Source organism: Pseudomonas sp. 10B238 (assembly GCF_000970615.1).
Lineage (GTDB): Bacteria > Pseudomonadota > Gammaproteobacteria > Pseudomonadales > Pseudomonadaceae > Stutzerimonas.
Map to the genome: position 1 here is coordinate 108781 of NZ_KQ033928.1, position 24750 is coordinate 133530.

At 61.3% G+C, this 24750-nt stretch carries 22 protein-coding genes; 13 read left to right on the forward strand and 9 right to left on the reverse strand.

Annotation, left to right across the window (positions count from 1 at the left end; translation table 11 throughout):
* Nucleotides 1–129: 129 nt before the first annotated feature.
* The 4 genes from RT21_RS02840 to gcvP all read left to right on the forward strand — a co-directional run bounded on the left by RT21_RS02840 (nucleotide 130) and on the right by gcvP (nucleotide 6419).
* The gene (locus tag RT21_RS02840; RefSeq protein WP_046161531.1) at nucleotides 130–1746 is read left to right on the forward strand and encodes an ABC transporter permease; all 1617 of its coding nucleotides are present in this window, start codon (nucleotides 130–132) and stop codon (nucleotides 1744–1746) included.
* Between the two features lie 137 nt (nucleotides 1747–1883).
* The gene (gene gcvT / locus RT21_RS02845; protein WP_046161532.1) at nucleotides 1884–2966 is read left to right on the forward strand and encodes a glycine cleavage system aminomethyltransferase GcvT; all 1083 of its coding nucleotides are present in this window, start codon (nucleotides 1884–1886) and stop codon (nucleotides 2964–2966) included.
* Between the two features lie 80 nt (nucleotides 2967–3046).
* A complete protein-coding gene (gene gcvH / locus RT21_RS02850) occupies nucleotides 3047–3436 on the forward strand; it encodes a glycine cleavage system protein GcvH (protein WP_045423505.1) in 390 nt (129 codons plus the stop codon).
* A gap of 106 nt (nucleotides 3437–3542) precedes the next feature.
* Nucleotides 3543–6419 (forward strand): aminomethyl-transferring glycine dehydrogenase, encoded by a 2877-nt coding sequence (gcvP, locus tag RT21_RS02855; protein WP_046161533.1) that lies wholly within the window; start codon nucleotides 3543–3545, stop codon nucleotides 6417–6419.
* Between the two features lie 57 nt (nucleotides 6420–6476).
* On the opposite strand, the gene yihA is transcribed toward gcvP, so the two are convergent.
* Entirely contained in the window at nucleotides 6477–7139 is a 663-nt protein-coding gene (gene yihA / locus RT21_RS02860; RefSeq protein WP_045423509.1) for a ribosome biogenesis GTP-binding protein YihA/YsxC, read from the reverse strand.
* 277 nt (nucleotides 7140–7416) lie between these two features.
* Between yihA and RT21_RS02865 the strand changes: the two genes are divergently transcribed.
* From RT21_RS02865 to RT21_RS02885, 5 genes are all read left to right on the forward strand, one after another.
* Nucleotides 7417–8049, forward strand: a complete 633-nt coding sequence (locus RT21_RS02865; protein ID WP_045423511.1) for a c-type cytochrome — start codon at nucleotides 7417–7419, stop codon at nucleotides 8047–8049.
* Between the two features lie 181 nt (nucleotides 8050–8230).
* The gene (locus tag RT21_RS02870) at nucleotides 8231–8860 is read left to right on the forward strand and encodes a thiol:disulfide interchange protein DsbA/DsbL (protein WP_046161826.1); all 630 of its coding nucleotides are present in this window, start codon (nucleotides 8231–8233) and stop codon (nucleotides 8858–8860) included.
* Nucleotides 8861–8866: 6 nt separating this feature from the next.
* Complete coding sequence (locus RT21_RS02875) at nucleotides 8867–9736, forward strand: endonuclease/exonuclease/phosphatase family protein (protein WP_046161534.1); 870 nt, start codon at nucleotides 8867–8869, stop codon at nucleotides 9734–9736.
* The gene (locus RT21_RS02880; RefSeq protein ID WP_046161535.1) at nucleotides 9736–11541 is read left to right on the forward strand and encodes a GGDEF domain-containing protein; all 1806 of its coding nucleotides are present in this window, start codon (nucleotides 9736–9738) and stop codon (nucleotides 11539–11541) included. The genes RT21_RS02875 and RT21_RS02880 overlap by 1 nt, the downstream gene beginning before the upstream one ends.
* A 200-nt stretch (nucleotides 11542–11741) precedes the next feature.
* On the forward strand, nucleotides 11742–12518 hold the full coding sequence (locus RT21_RS02885) for an N-acetylmuramoyl-L-alanine amidase (RefSeq protein ID WP_046161536.1): 777 nt from the start codon (nucleotides 11742–11744) through the stop codon (nucleotides 12516–12518).
* Between the two features lie 9 nt (nucleotides 12519–12527).
* Here the strand turns inward: RT21_RS02885 and RT21_RS02890 are convergent, their stop codons facing one another.
* From RT21_RS02890 to algB, 3 genes are read right to left on the reverse strand one after another with little or no spacing between them, the layout of a single operon-like run.
* Nucleotides 12528–12935, reverse strand: a complete 408-nt coding sequence (locus RT21_RS02890; protein ID WP_046161537.1) for a DUF1330 domain-containing protein — start codon at nucleotides 12933–12935, stop codon at nucleotides 12528–12530.
* A 35-nt stretch (nucleotides 12936–12970) separates the two neighbouring features.
* On the reverse strand, nucleotides 12971–14758 hold the full coding sequence (locus tag RT21_RS02895; RefSeq protein WP_046161538.1) for a KinB sensor domain-containing domain: 1788 nt from the start codon (nucleotides 14756–14758) through the stop codon (nucleotides 12971–12973).
* Nucleotides 14755–16101, reverse strand: coding sequence for a sigma-54-dependent response regulator transcription factor AlgB (gene algB / locus RT21_RS02900; protein ID WP_046161539.1), 1347 nt, complete (start codon nucleotides 16099–16101; stop codon nucleotides 14755–14757). Before algB ends, RT21_RS02895 begins: the two co-directional genes overlap by 4 nt.
* Nucleotides 16102–16404: 303 nt before the next feature.
* Here algB and RT21_RS02905 point away from each other — a divergent pair, with 303 nt between their 5' ends.
* From RT21_RS02905 to RT21_RS02920, 4 genes are all read left to right on the forward strand, one after another.
* Nucleotides 16405–16848 (forward strand): ferritin-like domain-containing protein, encoded by a 444-nt coding sequence (locus RT21_RS02905; protein WP_046161540.1) that lies wholly within the window; start codon nucleotides 16405–16407, stop codon nucleotides 16846–16848.
* 181 nt (nucleotides 16849–17029) lie between these two features.
* A complete protein-coding gene (locus RT21_RS02910) occupies nucleotides 17030–17266 on the forward strand; it encodes a hypothetical protein (RefSeq protein WP_046161541.1) in 237 nt (78 codons plus the stop codon).
* Nucleotides 17267–17337: 71 nt separating this feature from the next.
* Complete coding sequence (locus tag RT21_RS23160; protein WP_019341907.1) at nucleotides 17338–17508, forward strand: DUF1328 domain-containing protein; 171 nt, start codon at nucleotides 17338–17340, stop codon at nucleotides 17506–17508.
* Between the two features lie 465 nt (nucleotides 17509–17973).
* Nucleotides 17974–19203 (forward strand): nucleoside recognition domain-containing protein, encoded by a 1230-nt coding sequence (locus RT21_RS02920; RefSeq protein ID WP_046161542.1) that lies wholly within the window; start codon nucleotides 17974–17976, stop codon nucleotides 19201–19203.
* Between the two features lie 76 nt (nucleotides 19204–19279).
* Here RT21_RS02920 and RT21_RS02925 read toward each other — a convergent pair whose 3' ends face one another.
* From RT21_RS02925 to RT21_RS02945, 5 genes are all read right to left on the reverse strand, one after another.
* The gene (locus RT21_RS02925) at nucleotides 19280–20302 is read right to left on the reverse strand and encodes an AbrB family transcriptional regulator (protein ID WP_046161543.1); all 1023 of its coding nucleotides are present in this window, start codon (nucleotides 20300–20302) and stop codon (nucleotides 19280–19282) included.
* Between the two features lies 1 nt (nucleotide 20303).
* Complete coding sequence (locus RT21_RS02930) at nucleotides 20304–21818, reverse strand: tripartite tricarboxylate transporter permease (protein WP_046161544.1); 1515 nt, start codon at nucleotides 21816–21818, stop codon at nucleotides 20304–20306.
* 2 nt (nucleotides 21819–21820) lie between these two features.
* Nucleotides 21821–22264, reverse strand: a complete 444-nt coding sequence (locus RT21_RS02935) for a tripartite tricarboxylate transporter TctB family protein (RefSeq protein WP_045423533.1) — start codon at nucleotides 22262–22264, stop codon at nucleotides 21821–21823.
* 61 nt (nucleotides 22265–22325) lie between these two features.
* The gene (locus RT21_RS02940) at nucleotides 22326–23300 is read right to left on the reverse strand and encodes a Bug family tripartite tricarboxylate transporter substrate binding protein (protein ID WP_046161545.1); all 975 of its coding nucleotides are present in this window, start codon (nucleotides 23298–23300) and stop codon (nucleotides 22326–22328) included.
* 33 nt (nucleotides 23301–23333) lie between these two features.
* On the reverse strand, nucleotides 23334–24596 hold the full coding sequence (locus tag RT21_RS02945) for an OprD family porin (RefSeq protein WP_046161546.1): 1263 nt from the start codon (nucleotides 24594–24596) through the stop codon (nucleotides 23334–23336).
* Between the last annotated feature and the right edge of the window lie 154 nt (nucleotides 24597–24750).

Sequence of the window (24750 nt, forward strand, 5' to 3'; positions counted from 1 at the left end):
GGCTGGCCGCCTAGGCGGCCAGCCAGGCTCCGTTCATATCTGAATGCCTGGTTTTGCAGTTTGCAGCTACGGCTATAATCGACGCCCCCGCATGCCGGGGGCGTCGTCTTTTCTGCTTTTGAGGCTTGCGTGTCCCACCCCGTCGAGCGCCGCTGGTATCCCATCACTTTCGCAGTTGCCGCGCTGGTATTGCTGCCGCTGAGCGTCCTGCTGTTCAGTTGGAGCGATATCGACACCAGCATCTGGTCACATCTCTGGCAGACCCAGCTGCCGCGTTTGCTGGGCAATACGTTAACGCTGGTTCTAGGTGTTTCGGTGGGTGTGACCGTGCTTGGGGTCAGCCTGGCCTGGTTGACTTCGTTGTGTGAGTTCCCGGGGCGGCGCTGGCTGGATTGGGCGCTGATGCTGCCTTTTGCCATTCCCGCCTATGTGCTGGCGTTCGTGTTCATCGGGCTACTCGATTTTGCCGGGCCGGTGCAAACACTGGCTCGGGAGTGGTTCGGCAGTGGGGTGCGCTTTCCTCGGGTCCGGTCCACCGGCGGCGTCATCACCGTACTGGTGCTGGTTTTCTATCCTTATGTCTATCTGCTTGCTCGCTCAGCTTTCATTGCTCAAGGCAAAGGGCTGATGGAGGCCGCGCGGGTTCTGGGCAAGTCGCCCTGGAAAGCGTTCTGGACCGTCGCGTTACCGATGGCGCGACCGGCAATCGGTGCCGGGTTGGCTTTGGCATTGATGGAAACACTTGCCGATTTCGGCGCCGTGGCGGTTTTCAATTTCGACACCTTTACCACCGCGATATACAAGACTTGGTATGGGTTCTTCAGTCTCACCAGCGCCACTCAGCTGGCCAGCTTGTTGTTGTTGGCGGTGATGCTGGTGCTCTATGGCGAGCGCCGTGCGCGAGGGGCAGCCCGGCCCGCGAACGATCGGGCGCGCTCGGCGGTGCTTTATCGGCTTCGTGGCGTCAAGGCCCTGGCCGCCAGTAGTTGGTGTGGCCTGGTGTTTCTTTGTGCCTTCGTCATACCCGTACTGCAGTTGCTGGTCTGGCTCTGGCAGCGTGGGCGCTTCGATCTCGATGAGCGCTACACTGGCTTGATCCTGCATACCCTTTATTTGGGCGGCATGGCGGCGCTGATTACAGTGACTGTGGCGCTGTTGCTGGCTTTCGCCCGACGCCAGGCACCGCTGCGTCCGATAAAGATGGCAGTTGGGTTGGCGAATCTCGGTTACGCGCTGCCGGGGTCGGTGCTGGCCGTGTCGATCATGCTTGCGTTCAGCTACCTCGACCGCGAATTGGTTGTGCCGCTGTCCGGCTGGCTCGGCGGCGCAGGCAAACCGATCCTGTTGGGAAGCCTCGGCGCTTTGCTCCTGGCTTACCTGATTCGGTTCATGGCGGTGGCGTTCGGGCCGCTGGAAAGCGCGCTGGCGCGGATTCGGCCTTCTCTGCCGCAGGCCTCGCGCAGCCTTGGCGTGGGCGGGCCGGCACTGTTCTTCAGGGTCTACCTGCCGTTGCTATTGCCCGGAACACTGAGTGCCGCGCTGTTGGTGTTCGTCGATGTACTGAAAGAAATGCCTGCCACGCTCCTTATGAGACCGTTCGGTTGGGACACCCTGTCGGTGAGGATCTTCGAGATGACCAGCGAAGGCGAGTGGGCGCGTGCCGCGCTGCCTGCGCTGACGTTGGTGCTGGTCGGGCTGTTGCCGGTCATCTTGCTGATCCGTCGCTCAGCCCGGCGAGTCGGCTAAGCGCTCCATCGCCTCGCAGTGACCTGTCACGACCTTGAGGCTACAATGCGCGCCATCCAAAAATCGTCGGGCCTACTGCCCGGCTCTAATAAGCTCTACCCACGCCGCTTCGGCGACCTGCCCGGAAGGAGAAACCCATGGGTCAGCGTACTCCCCTCTACGATCAGCACCTCGCACTCGGCGCCAAGATGGTCGATTTCGGCGGCTGGGACATGCCGCTGCATTACGGCTCCCAGGTAGAAGAACATCATCAGGTGCGCCGCGATTGCGGGGTGTTCGACGTCTCCCACATGACGGTGGTGGACGTCCGGGGGGCAGATGCAAAGGCCTATCTCCAGCGCCTGCTGGCCAACGACGTAGATCGTCTCGGGCAGGTCGGCAAAGCACTCTATACGGCCATGCTCAACGAGCGTGGCGGCGTGGTGGACGACCTCATCGTTTATCTCGCTGAAGAGGGTTATCGGCTTGTGGTCAACGCCAGCACCCGCGACAAGGATCTGGCGTGGATGCAGGCGCAGGCTGAGGGGTTTACGGTTGAAGTGACCGAGCGGCCCGAGCTGGCGATGCTGGCCGTCCAGGGCCCACATGCGCGGGCGCGCACCGCTGAATTGGTCAGTCAGGCTCGAGCGGCATTGATCCACGAACTCAAGCCGTTCAACGGCCGTGCCGCAGGGGATTGGTTCATTGGTCGCACCGGCTATACCGGTGAGGACGGCCTGGAAATCATCCTGCCGGCCGAGCAGGCTCCCGATTTCCTCAGCGAGCTGGTCGGCGCCGGCATCCCGCCGATCGGGCTGGGTGCGCGTGACACCTTGCGCCTCGAGGCGGGCCTGAATCTCTATGGCCAGGACATGACCGAGGATGTCTCGCCGCTGCAGGCCAATATGGGCTGGACCGTGGCGTGGCAGCCGGTCGAGCGTGACTTCATCGGCCGCAGCGCGCTCGAGGCCCAGAAGGCACAAAGTGATCTGCCGAAACTGGTAGGGCTGGTGCTCGAGGAGCGTGGCGTGCTGCGAGCCCATCAGATCGTGCGCGTCAACGGCGTGGGCGAAGGAGAGATCACCAGCGGTAGTTTTTCGCCTACGCTTGGCAAAGCCATTGCGCTCGCGCGTGTTCCGGCCGGGACGGCTGATCGTGCCGAAGTAGAAATCCGTGGTAAGTGGTATCCCGTGCGCGTGGTGCAGCCGACTTTCGTGCGTCACGGCAAAGTACTGGTGTAAATTCGGCCAACTGCAATTTTGCAACGGGCCGCAGAGCCTGCTTCGTGCCCGCAACCGACAGCTTTTTTGAGGACCTACGAATGAGCGACATCCCCAGCGATCTGCGTTACGCCGCCAGCCACGAGTGGGCCCGTCTCGAAGCCGACGGTAGTGTTAGCGTCGGTATCTCCGACCATGCCCAGGAAGCGCTGGGCGATGTGGTGTATGTGGAGCTGCCGGAGATCGGCCAGCAGCTGACTGCAGGGCAACAAGCGGGTGTGGTGGAGTCGGTAAAGGCCGCTTCGGACATTTACGCGCCAATTTCCGGGGAGGTGGTCTCGATCAACGAGCAACTCACCGATTCGCCGGAAAACGTCAACAGCGAGCCCTATGGCAGCTGGTTCTTCCGGATTCAGCCGAGCGATGCCTCGCAACTGGAGAAGCTGCTCGATGCAGAGGGTTACAAGGCCTCCTGCGACGCCGAAGCCTAAGCGATCAAATCCAAAAGCCCCGCAGTGCAGGCGTGTGAAAACCGAGCGAAGTCGATTTTCATAGCAGTCCGCGTATCGGGGCTTTCCTTTTTCGAGAGAAGCAGTGATGTCTCAAGTGCCGCGCCTTTCCCAGCTCCAGCAACCTGACGCCTTTTTGCGTCGCCATCTTGGCCCTGATGCGGGTGAACAACAGGCCATGCTCGATGCGCTCGGCTTGTCCAGCCGTGAGGAGCTGGTCAAGCAGACCGTGCCGCCGGCGATTCGCCTGCAAGGTGACCTGGCGCTGCCGGCCGCGCTGGATGAACAGGAAGCACTGGCGCGCTTGCGAGGCTACGCGGAACAGAACCAGCTCTGGACCAGCCTGATCGGTATGGGCTACCACGGCACCATCACGCCGCCCGTAATTTTGCGCAATGTCTTGGAAAACCCGGGCTGGTATACCGCTTACACGCCTTATCAACCTGAGATCGCCCAGGGTCGTCTGGAGGCGCTGCTGAATTTCCAGCAACTGACCATCGACCTCACCGGGCTCGATCTGGCCAACGCATCGCTACTCGACGAAGCCACAGCCGCAGCGGAAGCCATGACCCTGGCGCGGCGGATGGCCAAGAGCAAGAGCAACTGCTTCTTCGTTGATGAAAACTGCCACCCGCAAACGCTCTCGGTGGTGCAGACGCGTGCCGACGCCTTTGGTTTCGATCTGGTAGTCGGTGCGCTTGAGGATATCGCTGGGCAGGAAGTCTTCGGTGCGCTGCTTCAATACCCCGACACTCATGGCGAGATTCGCGATCTGCGACCGGCGATCGAGGCGCTCCACGCCAAGCAAGCCCTGGCCTGCGTCGCGGCGGACCTGCTCAGCCTGCTGCTGCTGACGCCGCCTGGCGAACTCGGTGCGGATGTGGTGCTCGGTTCAACCCAGCGATTTGGCGTACCGATGGGCTACGGTGGTCCCCACGCCGCCTATTTCGCTACCCGCGACGCCTTCAAGCGCGCCATGCCCGGCCGTATTATCGGCGTGTCCAAGGATGCGCGCGGTAACACGGCGCTGCGCATGGCGCTGCAAACGCGCGAACAGCATATCCGTCGCGAGAAGGCCAATTCCAACATCTGTACCGCGCAGGTGCTTCTAGCCAACATCGCCAGCTGCTATGCCGTCTACCACGGTCCAGAAGGGCTCAAGCGCATCGCTCAGCGCACCCATCGGCTGACCTCGATCTTGGCCAGTGCGCTGGAAATGAAGGGCATCAAGCGCACCAACCAGCATTTCTTCGACACGCTGACGCTCGAGGTGGGCGGCGCACAGACGGCGATCCTCGAAAGTGCCCGGGCGGCGCGGATCAATCTGCGTATCCTCGGTCGCGGCAAGCTAGGTGTCAGCCTCGACGAGACCTGTAACGAGCAGACCGTGGAACAGCTTCTGGCGGTGTTCCTCGGTGCCGATCACGGACTGAACATCGCGACGCTGGACGCGGGTGAAATCCTCAGCGGCATCCCGAACGAACTGCAGCGCAGCAGCGCTTATATGACTCACCCGGTGTTCAACACCCACCACAGCGAAACCGAGATGCTGCGTTACCTTAAGCAGCTGGAGAACAAGGACCTGGCGTTGAACCAGGCGATGATCCCGCTCGGTTCCTGCACCATGAAGCTGAACGCCACCAGCGAGATGATCCCGATTACATGGCCGGAGTTCGCCAACCTGCATCCGTTCGCACCGCAGGAGCAGGCTCAGGGCTACAAGCTCATGATCGATGAACTGGAAGCTTGGCTTTGTGCGATCACTGGCTTCGACGCGATCTCGATGCAGCCCAACTCAGGCGCCCAGGGCGAATACGCCGGCCTGGTCGCGATCCGCAAGTATCACGAGAGCCGCGGCGAGGGCCAGCGTGACATCTGCCTGATTCCATCTTCGGCCCACGGCACCAACCCTGCGTCGGCCCAGATGGTCAGCATGCGAGTAGTAATCGTCGACTGCGACAAGGCGGGGAACGTCGATCTCGAGGACCTCAAACGCAAGGCGGCCGAGGCGGGGGATAAGCTGTCCTGCCTGATGATCACCTATCCGTCGACCCATGGTGTCTACGAAGAAGGCGTTCGGGAGATCTGCGAAGCGATTCATGCGCAGGGCGGCCAGGTGTACATGGACGGCGCCAACCTCAACGCCCAGGTCGGTCTGGCGCGTCCAGCCGATATCGGCGCAGACGTTTCGCACATGAACTTGCATAAAACGTTCTGCATCCCGCATGGCGGTGGCGGCCCAGGCATGGGGCCGATCGGTATCAAGGCGCACCTGCAGCCCTTCGTTGCCAACCATCCGGTGATCGAGTTGCAAGGCCCGAATCCGGAAAATGGCGCGGTCAGCGCCGCTCCTTGGGGAAGCGCCAGCATTCTACCAATCAGCTGGATGTACATCGCCATGATGGGGCCGCAGCTGCGCGACGCCACCGAGGTTGCGATTCTCAGTGCTAACTACTTGGCGATGCGTCTCGGCGAGGCCTTCCCGGTCCTCTACAGCGGCCGCAACGGCCGTGTAGCACACGAATGCATCATCGATCTGCGCCCGCTCAAGGCGCAGACCGGCATCACCGAGGAGGACGTCGCCAAGCGGCTGATCGATTATGGCTTCCATGCGCCGACCATGTCTTTCCCGGTGCCCGGCACGTTGATGATCGAGCCTACCGAGAGCGAGTCTAAAGCCGAGCTGGATCGTTTCGTCGAAGCGATGCTGAGCATTCGTGCTGAGATCGACAAGGTGGAAAGCGGTGGGTGGCCTGCCGAGGACAACCCGCTGGTACGCGCTCCGCATACGCTGGCCGACGTTACCAACCTGTGGGATCGTCCATACAGCATCGCCGAAGGCGTGACGCCGAGCGCCCACACTCAGGCGCACAAGTACTGGCCCGCAGTGAATAGGGTCGACAATGTTTTTGGGGACCGAAACCTGTTCTGTGCCTGCGTGCCGGTCGAGGATTACCGCGAGTAGTGCAGCTCCGCCCGTTCTGACCCTTGGGTGAGAGCGGGCGAAGTCTCTACCGAAAATTCAGCCTTCTTGCGAAGGCTCGTCGAGAGCCTCATCGCTATCTTCGCCGATCATCCCCAGCAGTTGCGCCAGCACCAGCTGGGCTTCTTCCACGCCCTGCCGCTTCGGCGCTGAGAACAGCTGTACGCTGACACCATCTCCCCACCCCTTGCGGATATCGCGCTGTATCGCCAGCAGCGCGTTTTTGGCTGCGCCGAAGGCAAGCTTGTCTGACTTGGTCAGCAAGATGTGTAGCGGCATCTCGCTGGCGTTGGACCAATCGAGCATCATACGGTCGAACTCGGTCAGCGGATGTCGGATATCCATCATCAAGAACACCCCAGCGAGACTCTCGCGGCTGCTCAGGTAGGCTTCCAAATGACGCTGCCAATGCTGCTTCAGGGGAATCGGCACTTTTGCATAGCCGTAGCCGGGAAGATCGACCAGGCGATGGTGTTCATCGAGACTGAAGAAGTTCAACAGTTGGGTGCGCCCGGGTGTCTTCGACGTGCGGGCGAGACTGGCATGGGTGAGCGTGTTCAGCGCACTGGACTTGCCCGCGTTCGAGCGACCGGCGAAAGCGACTTCCAGGCCCTCGTCAGCCGGGCATTGATCGACCTTGGCGGCGCTGGTCATGAACGTGGCTTGCTGGCAGAGGCCTAGAATCGGGTTTTTTGGGAGCATGGGCTTTCCGGTGAGTGCGCGGGGTGCGGCAATGGTTCATTTCCGTTTCAGGAGCGCCAGTATATAATGCCGCAGATTTTGTGTGCGCTTTGGTCTAAAAACGAGCCCGAGTAGCCGCTCTGCTAGCCGCTTTCGGCGACCGACCGGAAGCGAGCAAGGCGTTGCTCAAGCGCCAAGTCAGAGGTCACCCTGTTTATAACGAGCGTCGCCATGGCCCTAAGCGGTCGGACTGCCAAATAAGATTTCTTTAAACCCTTAGCCGTAGTTGGATGAGCTGATGAACAAAGTACTCGTGAGTCTGCTGTTGACCCTTGGCATCACCGGTATCGCCCACGCGGCTGGAAATGCAGAAGCAGGAAAAGAAAAGGTCGCCGTCTGTGGTGCTTGCCACGGTGCCGACGGAAACAGTGCCGCACCGAACTTCCCGAAACTCGCAGGCCAGGGCCCGAACTATCTGTTCAAGCAGCTGCAGGATATCAAGGCGGGCAGCAGCCCCACAGCCGAGCCGGGCGTCGGTCGCAAAGTGCTGGAAATGACCGGTATTCTCGATCCCTACAGCGATCAGGACCTCCAGGACATGGCCGCCTATTTCGCCAGCCAGAAGATGACGATCGGCACGGCCGACCCGGCTCTGGTCGCTCAGGGTGAGCAGCTTTTCCGCGGCGGCAAGCTGGAGCAGGGCATGCCGGCTTGCTCCGGTTGCCACGCGCCGGACGGCGTAGGCAACAACCTGGCGCGTTTCCCACGTTTGGGCGGTCAGCACGCGGCCTATACGGCCAAGCAGCTCACCGATTTCCGCGAAGGCGATCGCACCAACGATGGCGACGCGGCCATCATGCGCACCATTGCTTCGAAGCTGAGCAACAAAGACATCCAGGCACTGTCGAGCTACATCCAAGGCCTGCACTGATCGTTTTCCGATCAGCCTAAAAAGGGCGTTCAGGGCATGAGCCTGAACGCCTTTTTTTGTTTTCGGCCTCGCTATAATGATTGTCAAGATATTGAAAAGCGGCGGAAAGCGCTGGCGAGCAAGCATGAATTGCTGCAGCCTGTGGCGCTATCGGTTAGCCGTTCATTACAAGGGAGTCATCATGCGTAAACTCGTCGTCAGTGCCCTTCTCGTTACCGCCAGTCTGTTCGGCTTTTCAGCCAGTGCGGCAGATTTCCAAGCTGGAAAGGAATACGTCGAGCTGAAGAATCCGGTACCGGTTGCCGAGCCGGACAAGATCGAAGTGGTCGAGCTGTTCTGGTATGGCTGCCCGCATTGCTACCAGTTCGAGCCGGTGATCAATCCATGGATCAAGCAACTGCCTGACGATGTTGATTTCAAGCGCATCCCGGCGATGTTTGGTGGCGTCTGGAACACGCACGGGCAGATGTTCCTCGCGCTGGAGTCCATGGGCGTCGAGCAGAAAGTCCATGACGCGGTGTTCAACGCTTATCACCGAGACGGTAACAAGCTCGACACGCCGGAAAAGATGGCGGAGCTCCTCGAGGGGCAGGGTGTCGACAAGCAAGCTTTCCTGAAGGCTTATAACTCCTTTGGCGTGAAGAGCCGTGCCGAGCAGGCAAAGAAGCTGGCGATGGCTTACCAGATCACTGGTGTTCCGGTGATGATCGTCAACGGTAAGTACCGTTTCGATATCGGATCTGCGGGTGGCCCGGAGCGGGCACTGGATGTTGCTGACTTCCTCATCGAAAAAGAACGCGCGGCCCGGTAAGCCCGCGTGCTTCGTCGCTGGAGCTCACCACGCCTGGCCGGCCCCGGACAGGCGCAGGTCAATCCGCTTTGCCTGGATTCCAGCGGCCTGCCCTGTAATGGCCGCTTACGTCTGCTGAGTTTCAACATTCAGGTCGGGATCAGCACCGAGCGCTATCACCATTACCTCACCCGTAGCTGGCAGCACTTGTTGCCACACACCGGGCGCGCGCGGAACTTACAGCGAATCGGCGACTTGCTCGCCAACTACGATCTCGTGGCGCTGCAAGAAGCGGACGGCGGCAGTATGCGATCGGGCTATGTCAATCAAGTCGAGCATCTTGCGCAGCTCGGGGCTTTTCCGTACTGGTACCAGCAGCTCAACCGCAACCTGGGACGCTTCGCTCAGCACAGCAACGGCGTGCTGAGTCGACTGGAACCGCAGGGGCTGGAAGACCATCCGTTGCCAGGACCATCCGGCCGCGGCGCGATTCTGCTCCGCTTTGGCCAGGGTGAGAACGCCCTTGTCGTGGTGGTGATGCATCTGGCTCTAGGCGGTGGCGCACGCACCCGTCAACTGGCGTATATCCGTGACCTGATTGGTGGCTACCGCCATCAGATTCTGATGGGCGACATGAACACCCATGCCAGCGATCTGCTGGAGCACTCACCCCTGCGTGATCTTGGCCTGCAAGCACCACAAATCGAGGCGACGTTTCCCAGCTGGCGTCCGCAACGCTGCCTGGACCACATTCTGCTGAGCCCCAGCCTGACGCTCGAGCGTGTCGATGTGCTGGCCCAGGCAACTTCGGACCACCTACCGGTCGCGGTGGAGATCCGCCTGCCTGACGCGCTGCACAATGCTGACGCACTGCCTGTACCTACGGATAGGACCTGATGAGCGACGACGCGCAACGCTGGAAAGACAAATATCTGCACCAGTTGGAACAGCAGGAGCAGCTCGAAGGGCGCTGGAACACGCGGCTGGATCTGCTGCGGCGCAGTCTGGTGCGCAGCAGTTTTGCGGTGGACGGCGCCGATCCGGCGGTTGAGCGCTGCATGCGTGAGCTACGTGATGTGCTGCGCGACGATGTGCAGGATGACCGTCTGGGTGCGCTGGTCCCACGGCTCGAGCGCGCGGTCCTCGACACTGAGCGCACTAAACAGGAGCGCCTCGAGCGATTGACCGAGGCGCTCGACCGACTGGCCTCGCAATTACTCGAGCTGCGGCTGCCCAACGAAATCCGCAAGCCGTTGAAGCAGTTTTCACGGCAGCTTGCTAATCGAGCAGCCCAATCGCGTGAGCTGCCCACGCTATTGAGCGAGCTGGGTGAGTTACAGAGCCAGGCGCTGGCGGCTCAGCGACCATCCGGCACCTCCAACTCGGTAGGATTGCTTGGCCGTTTGTTCGGTCAGCGCGACCGCAATATTGAGGGCTTGGAAAAGCCCGACAACGATTCGCCATTGATTACGGCTGACCCGGTGCAATCGCTGCCAGGCCAGCCGCTATTTGATCAGGCCGAAACGCCTGAACCATTGCAAGGGTCGTCCGCTCCGGATTCTGGCCCTCAGGCGGCGGACGCACCGCAGGCTGTGATCGACATCGCGACGCCGCATAGCGATGCGATAGCCAACGCGACGCCACCAGAATCGACGCCGGAGAGCCAGTCGGCCGATCCGTATCAGTTACCGCCTTCGCCGGAGCAGGCCTACAGTGCCATTGCCGAGCGTGTCGAGTCGACACTGCTCGGTCTTCTCGAGAATCTGCGTCTGCCAGAGCACCAGCAGGAGCAGGTGCAGGCTATGCGCGAGCGGATTCAGCAAGGGCTGAATTGGTATGAGCTCGTACCGGTGCTTGATGACCTGGCTCAGTTGATGCTGGCCGTGGCTGATCAAGGGCAGCGAGAATTCGAACTCTACCTGAGTCTGCTCAACGAGCGTCTGGCCACCATGCAGGACAGCCTTGGCGCGGCCCGCGAAGGGCACGTGCAGAGCAAGGAAACCGCCCAGGCGCTTGACGAAGAGCTGCGCCAGCAAGTCGGTGGTCTGCAAGACAGCATGCTCGGCGCCAAGGACCTGCCGAGCCTGAAGCAGACTGTTCAGGCTCGGTTGGATGGGTTACTCGAAACCGTCGACGCGTATCAGCGTCAGCGTAGCGACCATGAACAGGCCTTGAGCGATCGCCTAAGCACTCTGGTCGAGCGGGTGGCAAGCCTTGAGCAGGCCGCAACGGGGATGCGCGAGCACCTCGAAGAGCAGCGGCAGAAGGCCCTGCAGGATCCGCTTACCAGCTTGCCTAACCGAGCCGCCTGGGATGAGCGCCTGGAGCTCGAGGTCGCACGTCAGCAACGCTACGGTGGTCAGCTGCTGCTCGCGGTTCTGGATGTCGATCATTTCAAGCGTATCAACGACAGTTTCGGCCATCTGGCTGGTGATCGAGTGCTGAAGATCATTGCCAACGAGCTGCGTAAGCGGCTGCGCAAGACCGATTTTATAGCCCGTTTCGGTGGCGAAGAGTTCGCGCTGTTGCTGCCCGAGACGCCCGCTGCGGCGGGGCTTAAGCTGCTCGATAACCTGCGTACAGGTATCGAAAGCTGTCCATTCCACTTCAAAGGCGCTCGTATCCAGGTCACCCTGTCTGGGGGGCTTGCAAGCTTCGCTGCATCTGATCGAGCCGAGCAGGTGTTCGAGCGCGCCGACTGAGCCCTATACCGGGCGAAGGATTCCGGTCGCAACCGTATCGAAGCGGACTGACCGACCGCGCTGGGAGCCCAAGGGTCACCCCGGTACAATTACCTTCTATGCTCTGGCGCCGACCCTCTCGGCGTTTCTCTGCGGGCCGCTGCTAGGTCCGATCGAATGTCCCAAGTCTGCGTCATCACGCTGTCGACCAGAGGCCCCGCATGAAAAGTTTGATCCTCGCCTTGTTTGGCCTGTTGCTCGCCGGCTGCGCCAGCGGTCCGCGTATCGATACCCGTCATACATCGCTGGGGCAGGACAGCCGAGCGCAGTTTATCGTTCTGCATTACACCTCGAGTGACTTGCAGCGTTCGCTCGACATTCTCAAGGGCGACGGCGTCAGCAGCCACTACCTAATCGGAGAAGCGCCCGCGACCATCTACCGTCTGGTCGATGAAGATCGTCGTGCCTGGCACGCTGGCGAAAGCCAATGGAACGGACGTACCTGGCTTAACTCCAGCTCCATTGGTATCGAGCTGGTTAACCGCGGTTATATCGAAAGCGCCGAGGGGCGTCTCTGGTATCCCTACTCCGATGAGCAGATTGACGCTCTGATCGTGCTGCTCAAGGACATCATGCAGCGCCGCGGTCTGAAGCCTGGCGCGATCATCGGGCACAGTGACATTGCCCCGCAGCGCAAGGTCGACCCGGGCCCGCTGTTTCCCTGGAAGCGGCTGGCGGACGCCGGTCTGGTGCCCTGGCCTGACGCCCAAGCTGTAGCGCGCCAGCGCAGCCTGTTTGCGACGGCAATACCGGATGTGGCCTGGTTCCAAGCGCAGTTGGCGGAGCAGGGATACAAGGTGCCCGAGCACGGCTATCTCGATCTGGAAACCCGAAACGTCATTGCGGCGTTCCAGATGAAATATCGCCCGGCACGCTACGATGGCGAACCGGACGCTGAAACCGCAGCGCTGCTCGCGGTGCTGAACGCAGCAGGCTGAGGCTTCGGCTCAGCTGCGAGGGTTACAGCCGATCAGCCGCGAGTCGGCGAGTGCTGCGGTACGGTGGATCGTGGCGGCGCGGTATTCCGGGTCCGCCAGCATTGCCAGAAAGGCTTCAGGCGAGGGATAGCGCACCAGCAGCACCTCGTCCCAATGCTCCTGCTCCGGCGCAATCAGCGCGACACGGGCGTTGGCCATGATCTCCACGTCGCCACCGGCTGAGCGCACCTTCTTGATGGCGGTGCGGCTGTAGACTGCATAGGCTTCTCTGCCGGAACAAGGCGGGTGACCGCTTTCGGCAGGGTAGGCGGCTTGATCGTTAAAGCGCAGCAAGTTGAGCATGAGGATCGGCTCGTTGGCCGGCATATGCTCGGCGAAGCGCTTCAGCTGCTCTTGGCTGGGGTTGAGGCTGGGCATGGTGGCTCCTTTTTATTCTTCCCGCCGTGCCAGGCTCAGATGGGCAGGGCGATATAGAAGATGGTGCCGTGGCCGATGCGCGAATGCACGCCGATACGACCACCATGCAGCTGAGCGATCTCTTTGCATAAGGCAAGGCCCAGTCCGGCGCCGCCGCGGCGTCGACCGATCTGCACGAACGGCTCGAAGATGCGCGCCTGCTGGCTATAGGGGATGCCTTCGCCATTGTCTTCGACACTGAGAATGACCCGTTCGCCGTGATGCCGCGCCAGTAGGCGGATCTCACCGCCGTCAGGTGTGTGCCGCAGTGCATTGCTGAGCAGGTTGTCGAGCGTCCGGTCCATCTGCTGCTGGTCCAGCAACAGGCTTGGCAGCGGCGTCTGTAGTTCAAGCTTGATTTCGATATGGTTCTGCGCAGCACTCGCCTGGAAACGCTGCCGTGCTTGCTCGAGGAGCACGGCCGGGTCGCACGGCACGCGTTCGAGTTTTTGCTGACCGCTCTGGTAGCGCGAGAAGTTCAGTAGATCGTTGATCAGCGTGACCAAGCGTTGCATCTCTTCATGCACGGTGGTGAACAGGTCGGCTTCGCGGCTATTGTCCGGATAGTGCGTTCGTTCGCGCAGCAGACTGAAGGCCATTTGCATGCCTGTCACGGGGGTGCGCAGCTCATGCGAGGCACGCAACACGAACTCGTTGCGCACCCGTTCGAAGGTTCGTTGGTCGGTTACGTCGTGAAGCACCATCACCGCGCCGCTGATGCGGCCGTCGTGATGGTTCACTGGGCTCATGCGCCATGACAACAGGCGGCGCTCGCCGTCGGCCTCGATCACCAGATCTTCCGGCGGCCCGGATAGGGGCGTATCGGCCAGCACTTGCTGAGCGGCCTCGTCCAGCTCCGGATAGCCGAGGGCCTGGCCAAGCGTCGACCCCAGATGCTCTGTCTCCCAGGCCAGTTGGCGCTGCGCAACCGGGTTGGCATGTTCCAGACGGCCCTGGCGGTCGATGATCAAAAGGCCGTCATCGATGCTGTCGAGCAATGCCTGCAGCCTTTGCTGGCCATCGACCAGCGCTTCGACATTGGTTTGCTTGAACTGGTGCAGGGCCTGCGCCATCAGACCGAAGCGACGAATCAGCGACGATAGCTCAGCGATGGGCGAGGTGGGCAAATTGATATTGAAGTCGCCGCGGCCGATCTGGTCAGCCACGCTGGACAGTTGCTCGATGGGGTCACCGAAGCGCCGGGCGAAACTGTGCGCGGTGACGAAGCCGATCAGCAGCACCGCAATACCGGTCAACCCGAGCAGCCCGGCGAGCAATTGTGCCCGTTCGCGGCTGCGAATCTCGGTGTCACGAATCTGGTTGTAGGCGGACTGTTGCATGTCCACCATTAACTCGCGAACGCGGTTGAAGGATTGGCTAAGGGGATTATCCTCGAGCAGTGTCACGTTCAGGTTGGAGGGTGTTTCCAGCTGCACGGCAAAGCGCGTATAGGCGTCGCCGATGGCTTCATAAGCTTTGCGGTCCTGCTCGTCGTTGGCGTTCGCCATACCGCGCGCCAGAGCGCCCAGAAAGATTTCGCGGTATTCGTTCAGGGCTTCAGCGTCGCGCTGTTCACGGACCAGCAGCAGTAGCTGGTTTCCCAGGGCCTGGCGCAGCTGCTGGTTGGCCTCGATGACACCGAAGTTATCGCGAATGAGATTTTCCTGGCTCTTTGCCATTTGCACGACGCTAACCAGCGCCAGCAGTAGCCCAAGCAAGGCCACCGTCATCAATGCCGAGAAACCCAGGAACAGCCGGGTTCTCAGCTTCATCTGGATTTTCATAGGCCGTATTGCTTACGTTTTCGATAAAGCGTCGATGCGTCGATGCCTAGAATTCGGGCGGCTTGCTCAAGCGTGTCGCTGGTGCTCAATACGCCCGAGATATGGGCTTTTTCCAGCGCTTCCAAACTGAGCGGCTCACCGATGCGTGGGGCGTTGCTGACGGCCTGATCGGCCAGGCCAAGATGGCTGACTTCGATCATGTCTTGCGGGCAGATGATGCTGGCGCGCTCGACCACGTTGCGCAACTCACGGACGTTGCCTGGCCAGCGATAGGCCTTCAGTGCGGCAACCGCGTTGTCGCTGAAGCCGCGCGCTGGTCGGCCATAGCTTTTTACGAAGAACGCCAGGAAGCGCTCGGCGAGGGTCAGCACGTCTTCCGGGCGCTCGCGCATGGGTGGAAGGTTTAGGGTGATGACATTCAGACGGTAGAGCAGGTCTTCACGGAAACGCCCTTCGCGCACCATTTCCTCGAGATTTAAATTGGTGGCGGCGAGAATGCGCACGTCGGCCCGCCGGGTGACCGGGTCACCGACGCGCTCGTATTCCTTGTCCTGGATGAAACGCAGCAGTTTCGGCTGCAAAGCGAGGGGGAAGTCGCCGATTTCGTCGAGAAACAGCGTGCCGCCGTCGGCTTGGTTGACGCGTCCCAGGGTGCTTTCGGTAGCCCCGGTGAAAGCGCCACGATTGTGTCCGAATAGCTCGCTTTCCATCAGATCAGCCGACAGAGACGGACAGTTGATGGTGATGAAGGCTTTTTTAGAGCGCCGGCTCCAGTTGTGAATCGCACGCGCCAGCTCGCCTTTGCCCGTGCCTGACTCACCGAGGATGAGAATGTTCGCGTCGGTATCGGCCACTTGGCGGGCGGTCTCCAGCACGCTCATCATCGCCGGGCTGTACGAGCCCAGCGCATCGCTGCGTTTTTGCACCTCGCCTTCCAGGGCCTCCAGGCGCGCTGCCATCTGACGGACCTCCAGCTGCTTGGCGGCCGACAGGCGCAGCTGCTCGGGGCTGCATGGCTTGACCAAGTAATCCGCAGCGCCCGCTTGCATCGCGTCCACCGCGGTGTCCACGGCCGAATGGGCGGTGACGATTACTACACGCATCCACGGCGCAAGTACGCGCATCTGCTGCAGAACATCGAGACCGTTGTCTTCACCGAGGCGCAGGTCCAGAAAGCACAGGTCGAACACCTGCCGCTGCAGGATCGCCTCGGCCTGTGAAGCGCTGGCCGCCGTGACCACCGTATAACCGCGGTCCTCGAGGCAGTAGCGGAACGTGCGCAGGATCGCTGCCTCGTCGTCTACCAGTAGGATGCGGCCGCCGGTGTCGGTCGTTTGGTCCATGAATGCTCCAGTCAGGCAAAAGCGGTGAATGTTTGGCGAGTCGTTGGGGTGGAACCTGTGTGCTGCTTTGGCACGCGGTAGTTCAGCGCCTGCTTTAGTCTACGCAAAGCCTTGCAAGTTGCACGGTATACACGGGTCTTTCCTGCAGTCTGCAATCGCACATCAAGCGCAACGGCGATGCAAGCTGTTGATTATAAAGGTGTAGGGAGGTTTTTGGCGCTGGCATGGGGCTTGCGGTGGTTACTGGCAACGCGCGTGGTCGACAGCAGTCGAGGCGCATCGCAATCTGCATTTGGAGGCCCCATGAACCAGAACATGACCCAACTCAACGAGCTCATCGAGATCACCCGCGACGGTCAGCATTTCTATCAGCATGCGATTGACGAGGTGAAAGAGGTCGAATTGCAGCATCTGTTCCGCGATATGGCTCAAGCCAAGACGCACATCATCCAAGCGCTGTCGGTAAAGGTTGCGGCCAATCAGCAGCAACCCGCACAAGGCGGCACTACTGCAGGTAAGCTGCGCGAGATGTACGCCGACACCAAGGCGAAGCTCGGCGACAGCGACGCGGTTTACATCGACCAGCTTGACCAGACTGAAGAGCGCATCCTGGCGGCCTTCGAGGATGCACTGAAAACAGCTGACCCTGATGTGAAGGCATTGCTAGCCATTGAGCTGCCGAAAATCCGGGCCTGTCATGAGCGCATTCATACCCTCAATCACAGCGACAGGAACCGCAGGGATTAGTCCGTCGTGCAAATCGCCCGGCGCTGTGCATAGGCATCGTGCAATATAAATTGGCGCAGCGATGTTTGGTGTATCTAAGTTATTGAAATTAAAGGATTAATAGGAAAGCTAACGGATGGCACGAGCCCTGCAACATAACCGCTAAGACAGACATGCCCCGCATGCTTAGAAGGAGTTGAGGATGAATCGTCAAGCACGTTTCCTACTGGTTGGAAAAGGTTTTCTTACCGCCGCAGTGGTCACGTTGATCATCGGAGCCGAACAGCCAATGTCGGAACCGCTCAGCCGGACACAGCATGAGTCAGCGGAACGAATCCGCATGTACGACGCTCAACCAGTAGGGATTGTGCAAACCGGACCTGCCCAGCAGACGATTGATTATTTGCAGGAGCGGTCGGAACAACGTTGGGTTTTCTAGTTGGAGATAGGCGACCCGATCCTTGCTGATCGGTCCGCTGAAGATGTCCTGAACCGAAGAGGAGTTACACCATGCTGAGTTGGGCTATTACGTTTCTGATCATTGCCATCATCGCCGCAGTACTGGGCTTCGGTGGTATCGCGGGCACTGCAACAGGTATCGCCAAGATCCTGTTCGTAGTATTCCTGGTGTTGTTTGTTGCTTCGCTGATTTTCGGACGAGGCCGCGGCCCACGAGCCTGATGCGGAACGCCGCTCGTCAGGGCGGCTGCAATATTAGGGAAGTAACAGCGGCTGGATGCCTTTTTTCAAAGCCTTCGCAAAAAGCGAAGTGCTGGTACTGAGGTCAATCATCCTCCTCGTGATTTACCCATCAGCCCCTACAGCGGGGGAGCCAAGGGGTCGGGACGCTCTTAATGGAGCGACCTAGGGGTACAGGGAGTACCTCCGTCATGGACCGGGCTCAGCGAAAGGCGACCGAAGGTGGAATGCCACCTTCGGCTTGCGATTTCTCCACAGCAGAGCACCCCTTGCGGGAATCTCGCTCTTTCATTGGCGTACCGGCCGCTGGCAATAGCGGTTAATGCACGATCTAGTGCAGCGCCTCAGCATATTCGCTGCACCTTCCATAGCTTCGCTCTGTTTGGTTCATGGCCGTTCTCCAGCCGCACCGCTATCATCGCCCGCAGTCATTCGTTGGAGAACCCCATGCTCAACGGCCTCTGGCTGGGCTTTTTTCTGATCGCTGCAGTTGCGGCGCTGGCGCGCTGGCTGCTGGGTGGCGATCCTGGTGTGTTTGCCGCTCTGGTCGAAAGCCTTTTTGCCATGGCCAAGTTGGCCGTGGAAATCATGATCGTGCTGTTCGGCACGCTTACCCTGTGGCTCGGCTTCCTTCGCATCGCGGAAAAGGCCGGCATGATCGAAAAGCTAGCGCGCCTGCTGGGTCCGCTGTTCAGTCGGTTGATGCCTGAAGTGCCCGCCGGGCATCCGGCGCTGGGGCTGATCACGCTCAACTTTGCTGCCAATGGGCTGGGCCTCGACAATGCTGCTACGCCGATCGGCTTGAAGGCGATGCGGGCATTGCAGGAGCTCAACCCTACGCCTCACATCGCCAGTAACGCTCAAATCCTTTTCCTGGTGCTCAACACATCAGGCCTGACTCTGCTGCCGGTGACCATTTTCATGTATCGCGTGCAGCAAGGCGCAGAGGACCCCACGCTGGTCTTTTTGCCGATATTGCTGGCGACCAGCGCTTCGTCGCTGGCGGGACTGCTCGCCGTGGCGCTGGTGCAGCGTCTGCGCCTGTGGGACCCGGTGGTCCTTGCCTACCTGATACCCGGTGCGCTGTTGCTGGGTGGTTTCATGGCGTTGCTTGCAGGGCTATCGGCCACTGCACTTTCTTCTCTTTCGTCGTTGCTCGGCAATCTCACGCTGTTCGGCCTGATCATTGCCTTTCTGGTCATTGGGGCGTTGCGCAAGGTGCCGGTCTACGAAAGCTTTGTCGAAGGGGCCCAGGAGGGCTTCGACGTAGCCAAGAGTCTGCTGCCTTATCTGATCGCCATGCTGTGTGCCATTGGCGTATTCCGCGCCTCCGGTGCGCTGGATTTCGGGCTGGATGGCATCCGCTGGGTGGTCGATGCACTGGGGTGGGACAACCGTTTCGTCGATGCGCTGCCGACCGCGCTGGTCAAACCCTTCTCGGGCAGTGCAGCACGCGCGATGCTGATCGAGACGATGCAGAGCCAGGGTGTCGACAGCTTTCCAGCATTGGTTGCGGCGACAGTGCAGGGCAGCACCGAGACGACCTTCTATGTATTGGCCGTTTACTTTGGTGCGGTGGGCATCCAGCGGGCGCGGCATGCGGTGGGCTGCGCTCTGGCGGCGGACTTCGCCGGCATTGTCGCGGCGATTCTGGTCTGCTATTGGTTCTTTGGCTGAACCCGGCAATTCGCAAGGTCTCGCCCAGACCGCCAGCAAGACGCAGGCGCTAAAAAAGAACCCGCCAATGGGCGGGTTAAAGCGTGGCTCGTTGCCAAAACCGGAATAGCGGTTCGGCGAGGAACATGACGAGGAACAATCGCAGCACCTGCAGTGCAGTGACCAAGGCGACCGACAGCTGCAGTGCCTCGGCCGTCAGGCACAGCTCGGTGATGCCGCCGGGCATCATCCCCAGCATCAGCGACGTCTGGTTCAGCGTGGCCGCCCAACCCAGCACTTCGGCGAGGCCCGCCGCAGCGAGCATGGCCAGCACCGTGAACAGCAGGATGCGCAGCATGAATCGCGGCGCGCTGCGAAAGAACGGTCGATCGAAGTGACAGCCCAGCGAGCAGCCGATCAGCCATTGGCCGAACTGACCAACGCCCTCAGGCATACCCAGATGCAGATCGAAAGCGGCGCTGGCAACGGCACAGACCGTGAGCGGGCCCAGCATCCAGGGGTTGGGTTGGCCGAGCCGCTTCCACAGCAACGCCAGCAGCCCGCCCGCCGGCAACAACACCGCCAACCAAGGCCAGCTCACCGGCGCCGGTGGCGGGGCATCCACTGGCGGCAGACTCCAGGTAAACAGGGCGGGGATGATCAGCACCACCAGCAGCAGTCGCATGCTATGAGCAGCAGCGACCATCGCCGGCTGGGCGGCGTGGCGACCGGCCAGGTTGACCATCTCGCTGGCGCCGCCCGGCATGCTGGAAAAGAACGCCGTGGCGCGGTCTGTGCCGCTGCGCAGGAGAATGTAGATGCCGATCAGGCTCAGCAGCAGCGTGCATAGCGCACCGGCGAGAATCACGGCGAAATGATCAACGACCTGCTGCATGACCTCGCTGGTGAAATGCAGGCCGATGGCGCTGGCGATCAACCATTGCCCGACCTGCCGACCCTGCGGGACTTCCCTTACCAGCCAGCCACTGCAGCGCACCGCAATGACCGCCAGCAGCGAACCGACCATCCACGGCAGCGGCCAGTTCGCCAGGCTTGCCAGCCAGCCGCCGAGGGCGCCGACCAGAGGCGTCGCCCACCATCCCGGCAGCTGGCGCGGCATCTCAGGCACTCGCCTCGTTCAGCTTGCCGCGACGGCGCTGGCGCCACCAGCGCAGCCCTGGCATGGCCAGCATCAGCGCAGCCATCGCCCAGAGCACCAGCGTGATCGGGCTGCCCCAGAGAATGCCCAGGTCGCCTGCGGAGATCGACAGCGCGCGGCGCAGGTTGTCTTCCATCATCTCGCCAAGCACGAAGCCGAGGATCAGTGACGACAGCGGGAATTCCAGCTTGCGCAGCAGGTATCCAAACACGCCAAGGCCCACCATCAGCACTAGGTCAAACGTCGTGCTGTGTACCGAGTAGACACCGACCACGCTGATTGCGGTGATGGCCGGGACCAATACCCAGTTGGGCACGCTGAGCATCTTCGAGAACAGGCCGACCAGCGGGATGTTCATCACCAGCAGGATGACGTTACCGATGAACAGCGAGGCGATCAGGCCCCAGACCACATCGGGCTGCTGTTCGAACAACAGTGGGCCGGGGGTGATGTTGTACAGCGTCAGTGCGCCGATCATCACCGCGGTAGTGCCCGAGCCCGGCACACCCAAGGTCAGCATCGGGATCAGCGAGCCACAGGCGGAGGCGTTGTTGGCCGCTTCCGGTGCGGCCAGACCACGCAGGTCGCCTTCGCCGAACTTGCCGCTGTCGCCGGCCATGCGCTTTTCACTCATGTAGGTCATGGCGCTGGCGATGGTCGCGCCGGCACCAGGCAGGGTACCAATGACAAAGCCGGCCAGGGCACTGCGCACCATGGTCCAGAAGGTGAAGCAGAACTCCTTGAAGTTGAACAGCAGGCGTCCGCTGGCCTTGACCGCTTTCTGGCCGCTGTGGGTCTTTTCCAGCATCAGCAAGACTTCGCTGACGCTGAAGAAACCGATCACCACGATCACGAACTGAATGCCGTCGGACAGGCTCACGCTGCCAAAGGTGAAACGGTAGACGCCGGTCGTGGAGTCCACGCCAACGGTTGCCAGACCCAGGCCGATCAATGCGGCCATCAGGGTTTTGACCGGCTTGTCGCCAACCATGCCGCCCAGACAGGCGATGGCAAAGATCATCAGTACGAAGTATTCCGCCGGGCCGAAGGCCACCGCCCATTTCGCCAGCAGAGGGGCGAACAGCACTACACCGCAGGTGGCGATGATGCTGCCGATGAACGAGCTGACCGCCGACAACGACAAGGCGATACCCGCCTTGCCCTGGCGTGCCAGGGGATAGCCGTCGAGGGTGGTCATCACAGCTGCAGCGTCGCCGGGTACGTTGAGCAGAATCGCCGAGATCCGACCACCGTACTCGCAGCCCAGGTACACAGCGGCCAGCAGGATCAGCGCAGTCTCCGGCGGCAGGCCTAGCGCAAAGGCGAGAGGCAGCAGCAGGGCGACGCCATTGATCGGGCCGAGCCCAGGCAGCAGCCCAACAACGGTGCCGACAAAAGCGCCAAACAGTGCCACCAGCAGGTTCATCGGCCGCGTGGCGACGTCAAAGCCCTGCCACAAGAAATTCAAGGTTTCCATTTTCAGCTCTCCAGCAAGCGCAGCACGCCAAGCGGCAGCGGCACATCAAGCAACAGGTCGAACAGGCCAAAGAGCAGCACGCCCATCAGCACGCCGCTGATCAGGCTTGGCAACAAGCGCCCGTTGAACAGCAGGCCAAGGGCGAAGGTGGCCAGCGCGGTGGTGATGACGAAGCCAAGCTGCTCGAACAGCAATGCGTACGCCAGCAGGACCAGGACGCAGTACAGGGCGCGCCGGGCCATGGTCCAATCGAACGGCGGCGTCGGGTCGCCGTGTGGTTTGCAGAGCAGCCAGAGCGCGCCGCAAGCCATCAGGAACAGCAGCAGTAGCGGGTAGGCGCGCGGGCCGACCGGGTCGTAGGCGAAGGGCGCCTCGAAACCCCAGGCGAGCAGCGCCAGTCCGGCGCAGGCGAGCAGCCAGGCCGCGGCAAAGACACGAACGTACATGGTGGTTACCTCGGGAGGAGCGGGTAGCGGCTGCCCTCGGGAAGCCGCTACCGGCAGGGTGTTACTTGACCAGGCCGAATTCGCCGGCGAGTTCCTTGTAGTCGGCGACCTGCTTGTTGACGAACTCGGTGAGCTCATCGCCTGTCATCGACAGCGGGAACAGATCGCGTTGCTCGCGCAGCTTGGCGAAGTCCTCGTCGGCCAGCAGCGTGTCGAACTGGGTCTTCCACCAGTTGAAGTCTTCATCGCTGACTTCCGGGCCCATGTAGAAGCCGCGGATCACCGGCCAGCTGATGTCGTAACCCTGTTCCTTGGCGGTCGGGATCTCGGACATCTTGCCCGGCAGTCGATCATCGGACAGCACCGCGAGGATGCGGATCTTGCCGGCTTCGAGCTGCGGGGCGACCTCGCCCAGGCCGCTGCTGGTGACCTGCACGTGACCGCCGAGCATGGCCGTGAGGGTTTCACCGCCGCCTTCGAACGCGACGTAGCGCAGTTTCTTCGGATCCACACCCGCGGCGCGGGCGATCAACGCGGTCTGCATCCAGTCCTGCCCGCCAATGGTGGCGCCAGCGCCGAACACCACGCTGCTGGGGTCTTTCTTCACCGCCGCGATCAGGTCATCAAGGTCCTGGTAGGGCGCATCAGCGCGTACCGAGATGGCGCCGTAGTCGGTGCCGATGCCGGCGAGCCAGCGCACGTCGGTCTCGTCATAGCGGCCGAACTTGCCCTGCGCCAAGTTCAGCAGCGAGCCGCTGGAGAACGCTGTAATGGTCGCCGGGTCGTCCGCTCGCTGGGCGATCACTGCGTTGTAAGCCACTGCGCCGACTCCGCCAGGCATGTAGGTGACGCGCATGGGCGATTCGAGCAGGCCCTCGTCTTTCAGGCCGCTCTGGGCCAGCTTGCAGGTCAGGTCGAAGCCGCCGCCGGGCTTGGCCGGGGCGATGCACTCGGGACGCTTGGGTTCGGCGAACAGCTGGCTAGACAGGACCAGGCAGGACGAGAGCAGGGCGATACGACGGATTGCTGTCTTCATGGGTGTCTCCTCTGATTCTTATTGTGGACGGCTTTACCAGATGGGCAGGCTGTAGCTGACGATCAGGCGGTTTTCGTCAGCGTCACGGGCGAAATCGGAACGGAACATGGCGTTGCGCATGCGTACGGCCACGTTTTTCAGCGGACCGGTTTGTACGACGTACTTGAGTTCGATGTCGCGCTCCCACTCGCTGCCATTGCTGCCGCCGCTGTACTCGGCGTTGTCACCGGAGATATAGCGCGTCAGGAAGGTCAAGCCGGGGACGCCGATCGAGGCGAAGTTGTAGTCGTAACGCGCTTGCCAGGAACGCTCGTCGGCATTGGCGAAATCGTTGATCTGCACGAAGTTGACCAGGTAAGGGTTGCTGCCGTCGACGTAGGCGTAGCCGGTGTCACCGTTCATTTGCTGATAGGCGAGGCTGACCTTGTTGCCGCCCAGGCTGTAGCCCACCATGCCGTTCCAGGCCTGGTTGTCGATCTTGCCGGCATTGGCTGCGCCGGTGTCATCACTGATCATCAAACGCAGGTCGGCGGTCAGCGACGAATTCTCGCTCAGCGGCTGCACAGCCTGCAGGTTGAAGAAGTGTTGACGATAGATGTCGTCCAGCTCGGCGGCGTAGTAGGTGCCGATGAGCTTTTCGTTGAAGTCATAGCGCGCGCCGGCAAAGGTCAGATGATCGGCCTCGGCAGCGCTGTCGAAACGACCGTTCTTGTTGTTGACCTGCAGCTCCTGAGAGTTGGTCGAAGCACGGTCGATGACCTTGTCCAGACGCCCGCCGGTCAGGGTAAGACCGGTCACGTCCTGAGACACCAACAGGGTGCCTTCGAATACCTGGGGGAGGGTTCGGCTGTCGCTGGCGGTAACCACTGGCGTTTCCGGGATGTGGCTGCCGTAACGCAGTTCGGTTTCCGAGAACTTCGCCTTGGCCGTCAGACCGAGGCGGCTGAACTCGTCCGGCGTGCTGCCATCGTCGCGCACTGGCAGCAGATCGGTGTTGGTGCGGCCACCGCCGGAATCCAGTTTGACGCCGAGCATGCCCATGGCATCTAGGCCGAAGCCCACAGTGCCTTCGGTAAAGCCTGATTCGATGTTGAGCAGGAAACCCTGCGCCCATTCTTCACGCTTGGACTGGCCGGTGCCTTCGCGAAAATCACGATTGAGATAGATGTTCTGGGTTTGCAGGGTCGCGCTGCTGTCTTCGATGAAATCGGCCTGGGCCATGGGCGCCAGAGAGGCAGCCGCGACGGCGAGGGCAAGGCGAGCACGTACGGGGTTTATTCTGACGGCAGTCAGCATCCTTCAATCTCCACTATTGTTTTTGTTGTGGCGGCGTGAGCCGCGCCAGGTGGGTCGAGCCACCTGAGCCCGATCCTAGGCGGCGAAGCTTTCGCCAGGCTTTCAAGGGCGAAAGCAGCGGGCGGCGTGCCTTGTCGCTACACTGGCGGCCCGT

Coding starts and splice junctions, on each gene's coding strand:
- gcvT (WP_046161532.1), top strand. CDS start 1,884: ATGGGTCAGCGTACTCCCCTCTACGATCAGCACCTCGCACTCGGCGCC.
- RT21_RS02935 (WP_045423533.1), bottom strand. CDS start 22,264: ATGTACGTTCGTGTCTTTGCCGCGGCCTGGCTGCTCGCCTGCGCCGGA.
- RT21_RS02930 (WP_046161544.1), bottom strand. CDS start 21,818: ATGGAAACCTTGAATTTCTTGTGGCAGGGCTTTGACGTCGCCACGCGG.
- RT21_RS02870 (WP_046161826.1), top strand. CDS start 8,231: ATGCGTAAACTCGTCGTCAGTGCCCTTCTCGTTACCGCCAGTCTGTTC.
- RT21_RS02890 (WP_046161537.1), bottom strand. CDS start 12,935: ATGCCCAGCCTCAACCCCAGCCAAGAGCAGCTGAAGCGCTTCGCCGAG.
- RT21_RS02905 (WP_046161540.1), top strand. CDS start 16,405: ATGAACCAGAACATGACCCAACTCAACGAGCTCATCGAGATCACCCGC.
- RT21_RS02880 (WP_046161535.1), top strand. CDS start 9,736: ATGAGCGACGACGCGCAACGCTGGAAAGACAAATATCTGCACCAGTTG.
- RT21_RS23160 (WP_019341907.1), top strand. CDS start 17,338: ATGCTGAGTTGGGCTATTACGTTTCTGATCATTGCCATCATCGCCGCA.
- RT21_RS02920 (WP_046161542.1), top strand. CDS start 17,974: ATGCTCAACGGCCTCTGGCTGGGCTTTTTTCTGATCGCTGCAGTTGCG.
- yihA (WP_045423509.1), bottom strand. CDS start 7,139: ATGCTCCCAAAAAACCCGATTCTAGGCCTCTGCCAGCAAGCCACGTTC.
- gcvP (WP_046161533.1), top strand. CDS start 3,543: ATGTCTCAAGTGCCGCGCCTTTCCCAGCTCCAGCAACCTGACGCCTTT.
- RT21_RS02865 (WP_045423511.1), top strand. CDS start 7,417: ATGAACAAAGTACTCGTGAGTCTGCTGTTGACCCTTGGCATCACCGGT.
- RT21_RS02885 (WP_046161536.1), top strand. CDS start 11,742: ATGAAAAGTTTGATCCTCGCCTTGTTTGGCCTGTTGCTCGCCGGCTGC.
- algB (WP_046161539.1), bottom strand. CDS start 16,101: ATGGACCAAACGACCGACACCGGCGGCCGCATCCTACTGGTAGACGAC.
- RT21_RS02895 (WP_046161538.1), bottom strand. CDS start 14,758: ATGAAAATCCAGATGAAGCTGAGAACCCGGCTGTTCCTGGGTTTCTCG.
- RT21_RS02945 (WP_046161546.1), bottom strand. CDS start 24,596: ATGCTGACTGCCGTCAGAATAAACCCCGTACGTGCTCGCCTTGCCCTC.
- RT21_RS02910 (WP_046161541.1), top strand. CDS start 17,030: ATGAATCGTCAAGCACGTTTCCTACTGGTTGGAAAAGGTTTTCTTACC.
- RT21_RS02925 (WP_046161543.1), bottom strand. CDS start 20,302: ATGCCGCGCCAGCTGCCGGGATGGTGGGCGACGCCTCTGGTCGGCGCC.
- RT21_RS02940 (WP_046161545.1), bottom strand. CDS start 23,300: ATGAAGACAGCAATCCGTCGTATCGCCCTGCTCTCGTCCTGCCTGGTC.
- gcvH (WP_045423505.1), top strand. CDS start 3,047: ATGAGCGACATCCCCAGCGATCTGCGTTACGCCGCCAGCCACGAGTGG.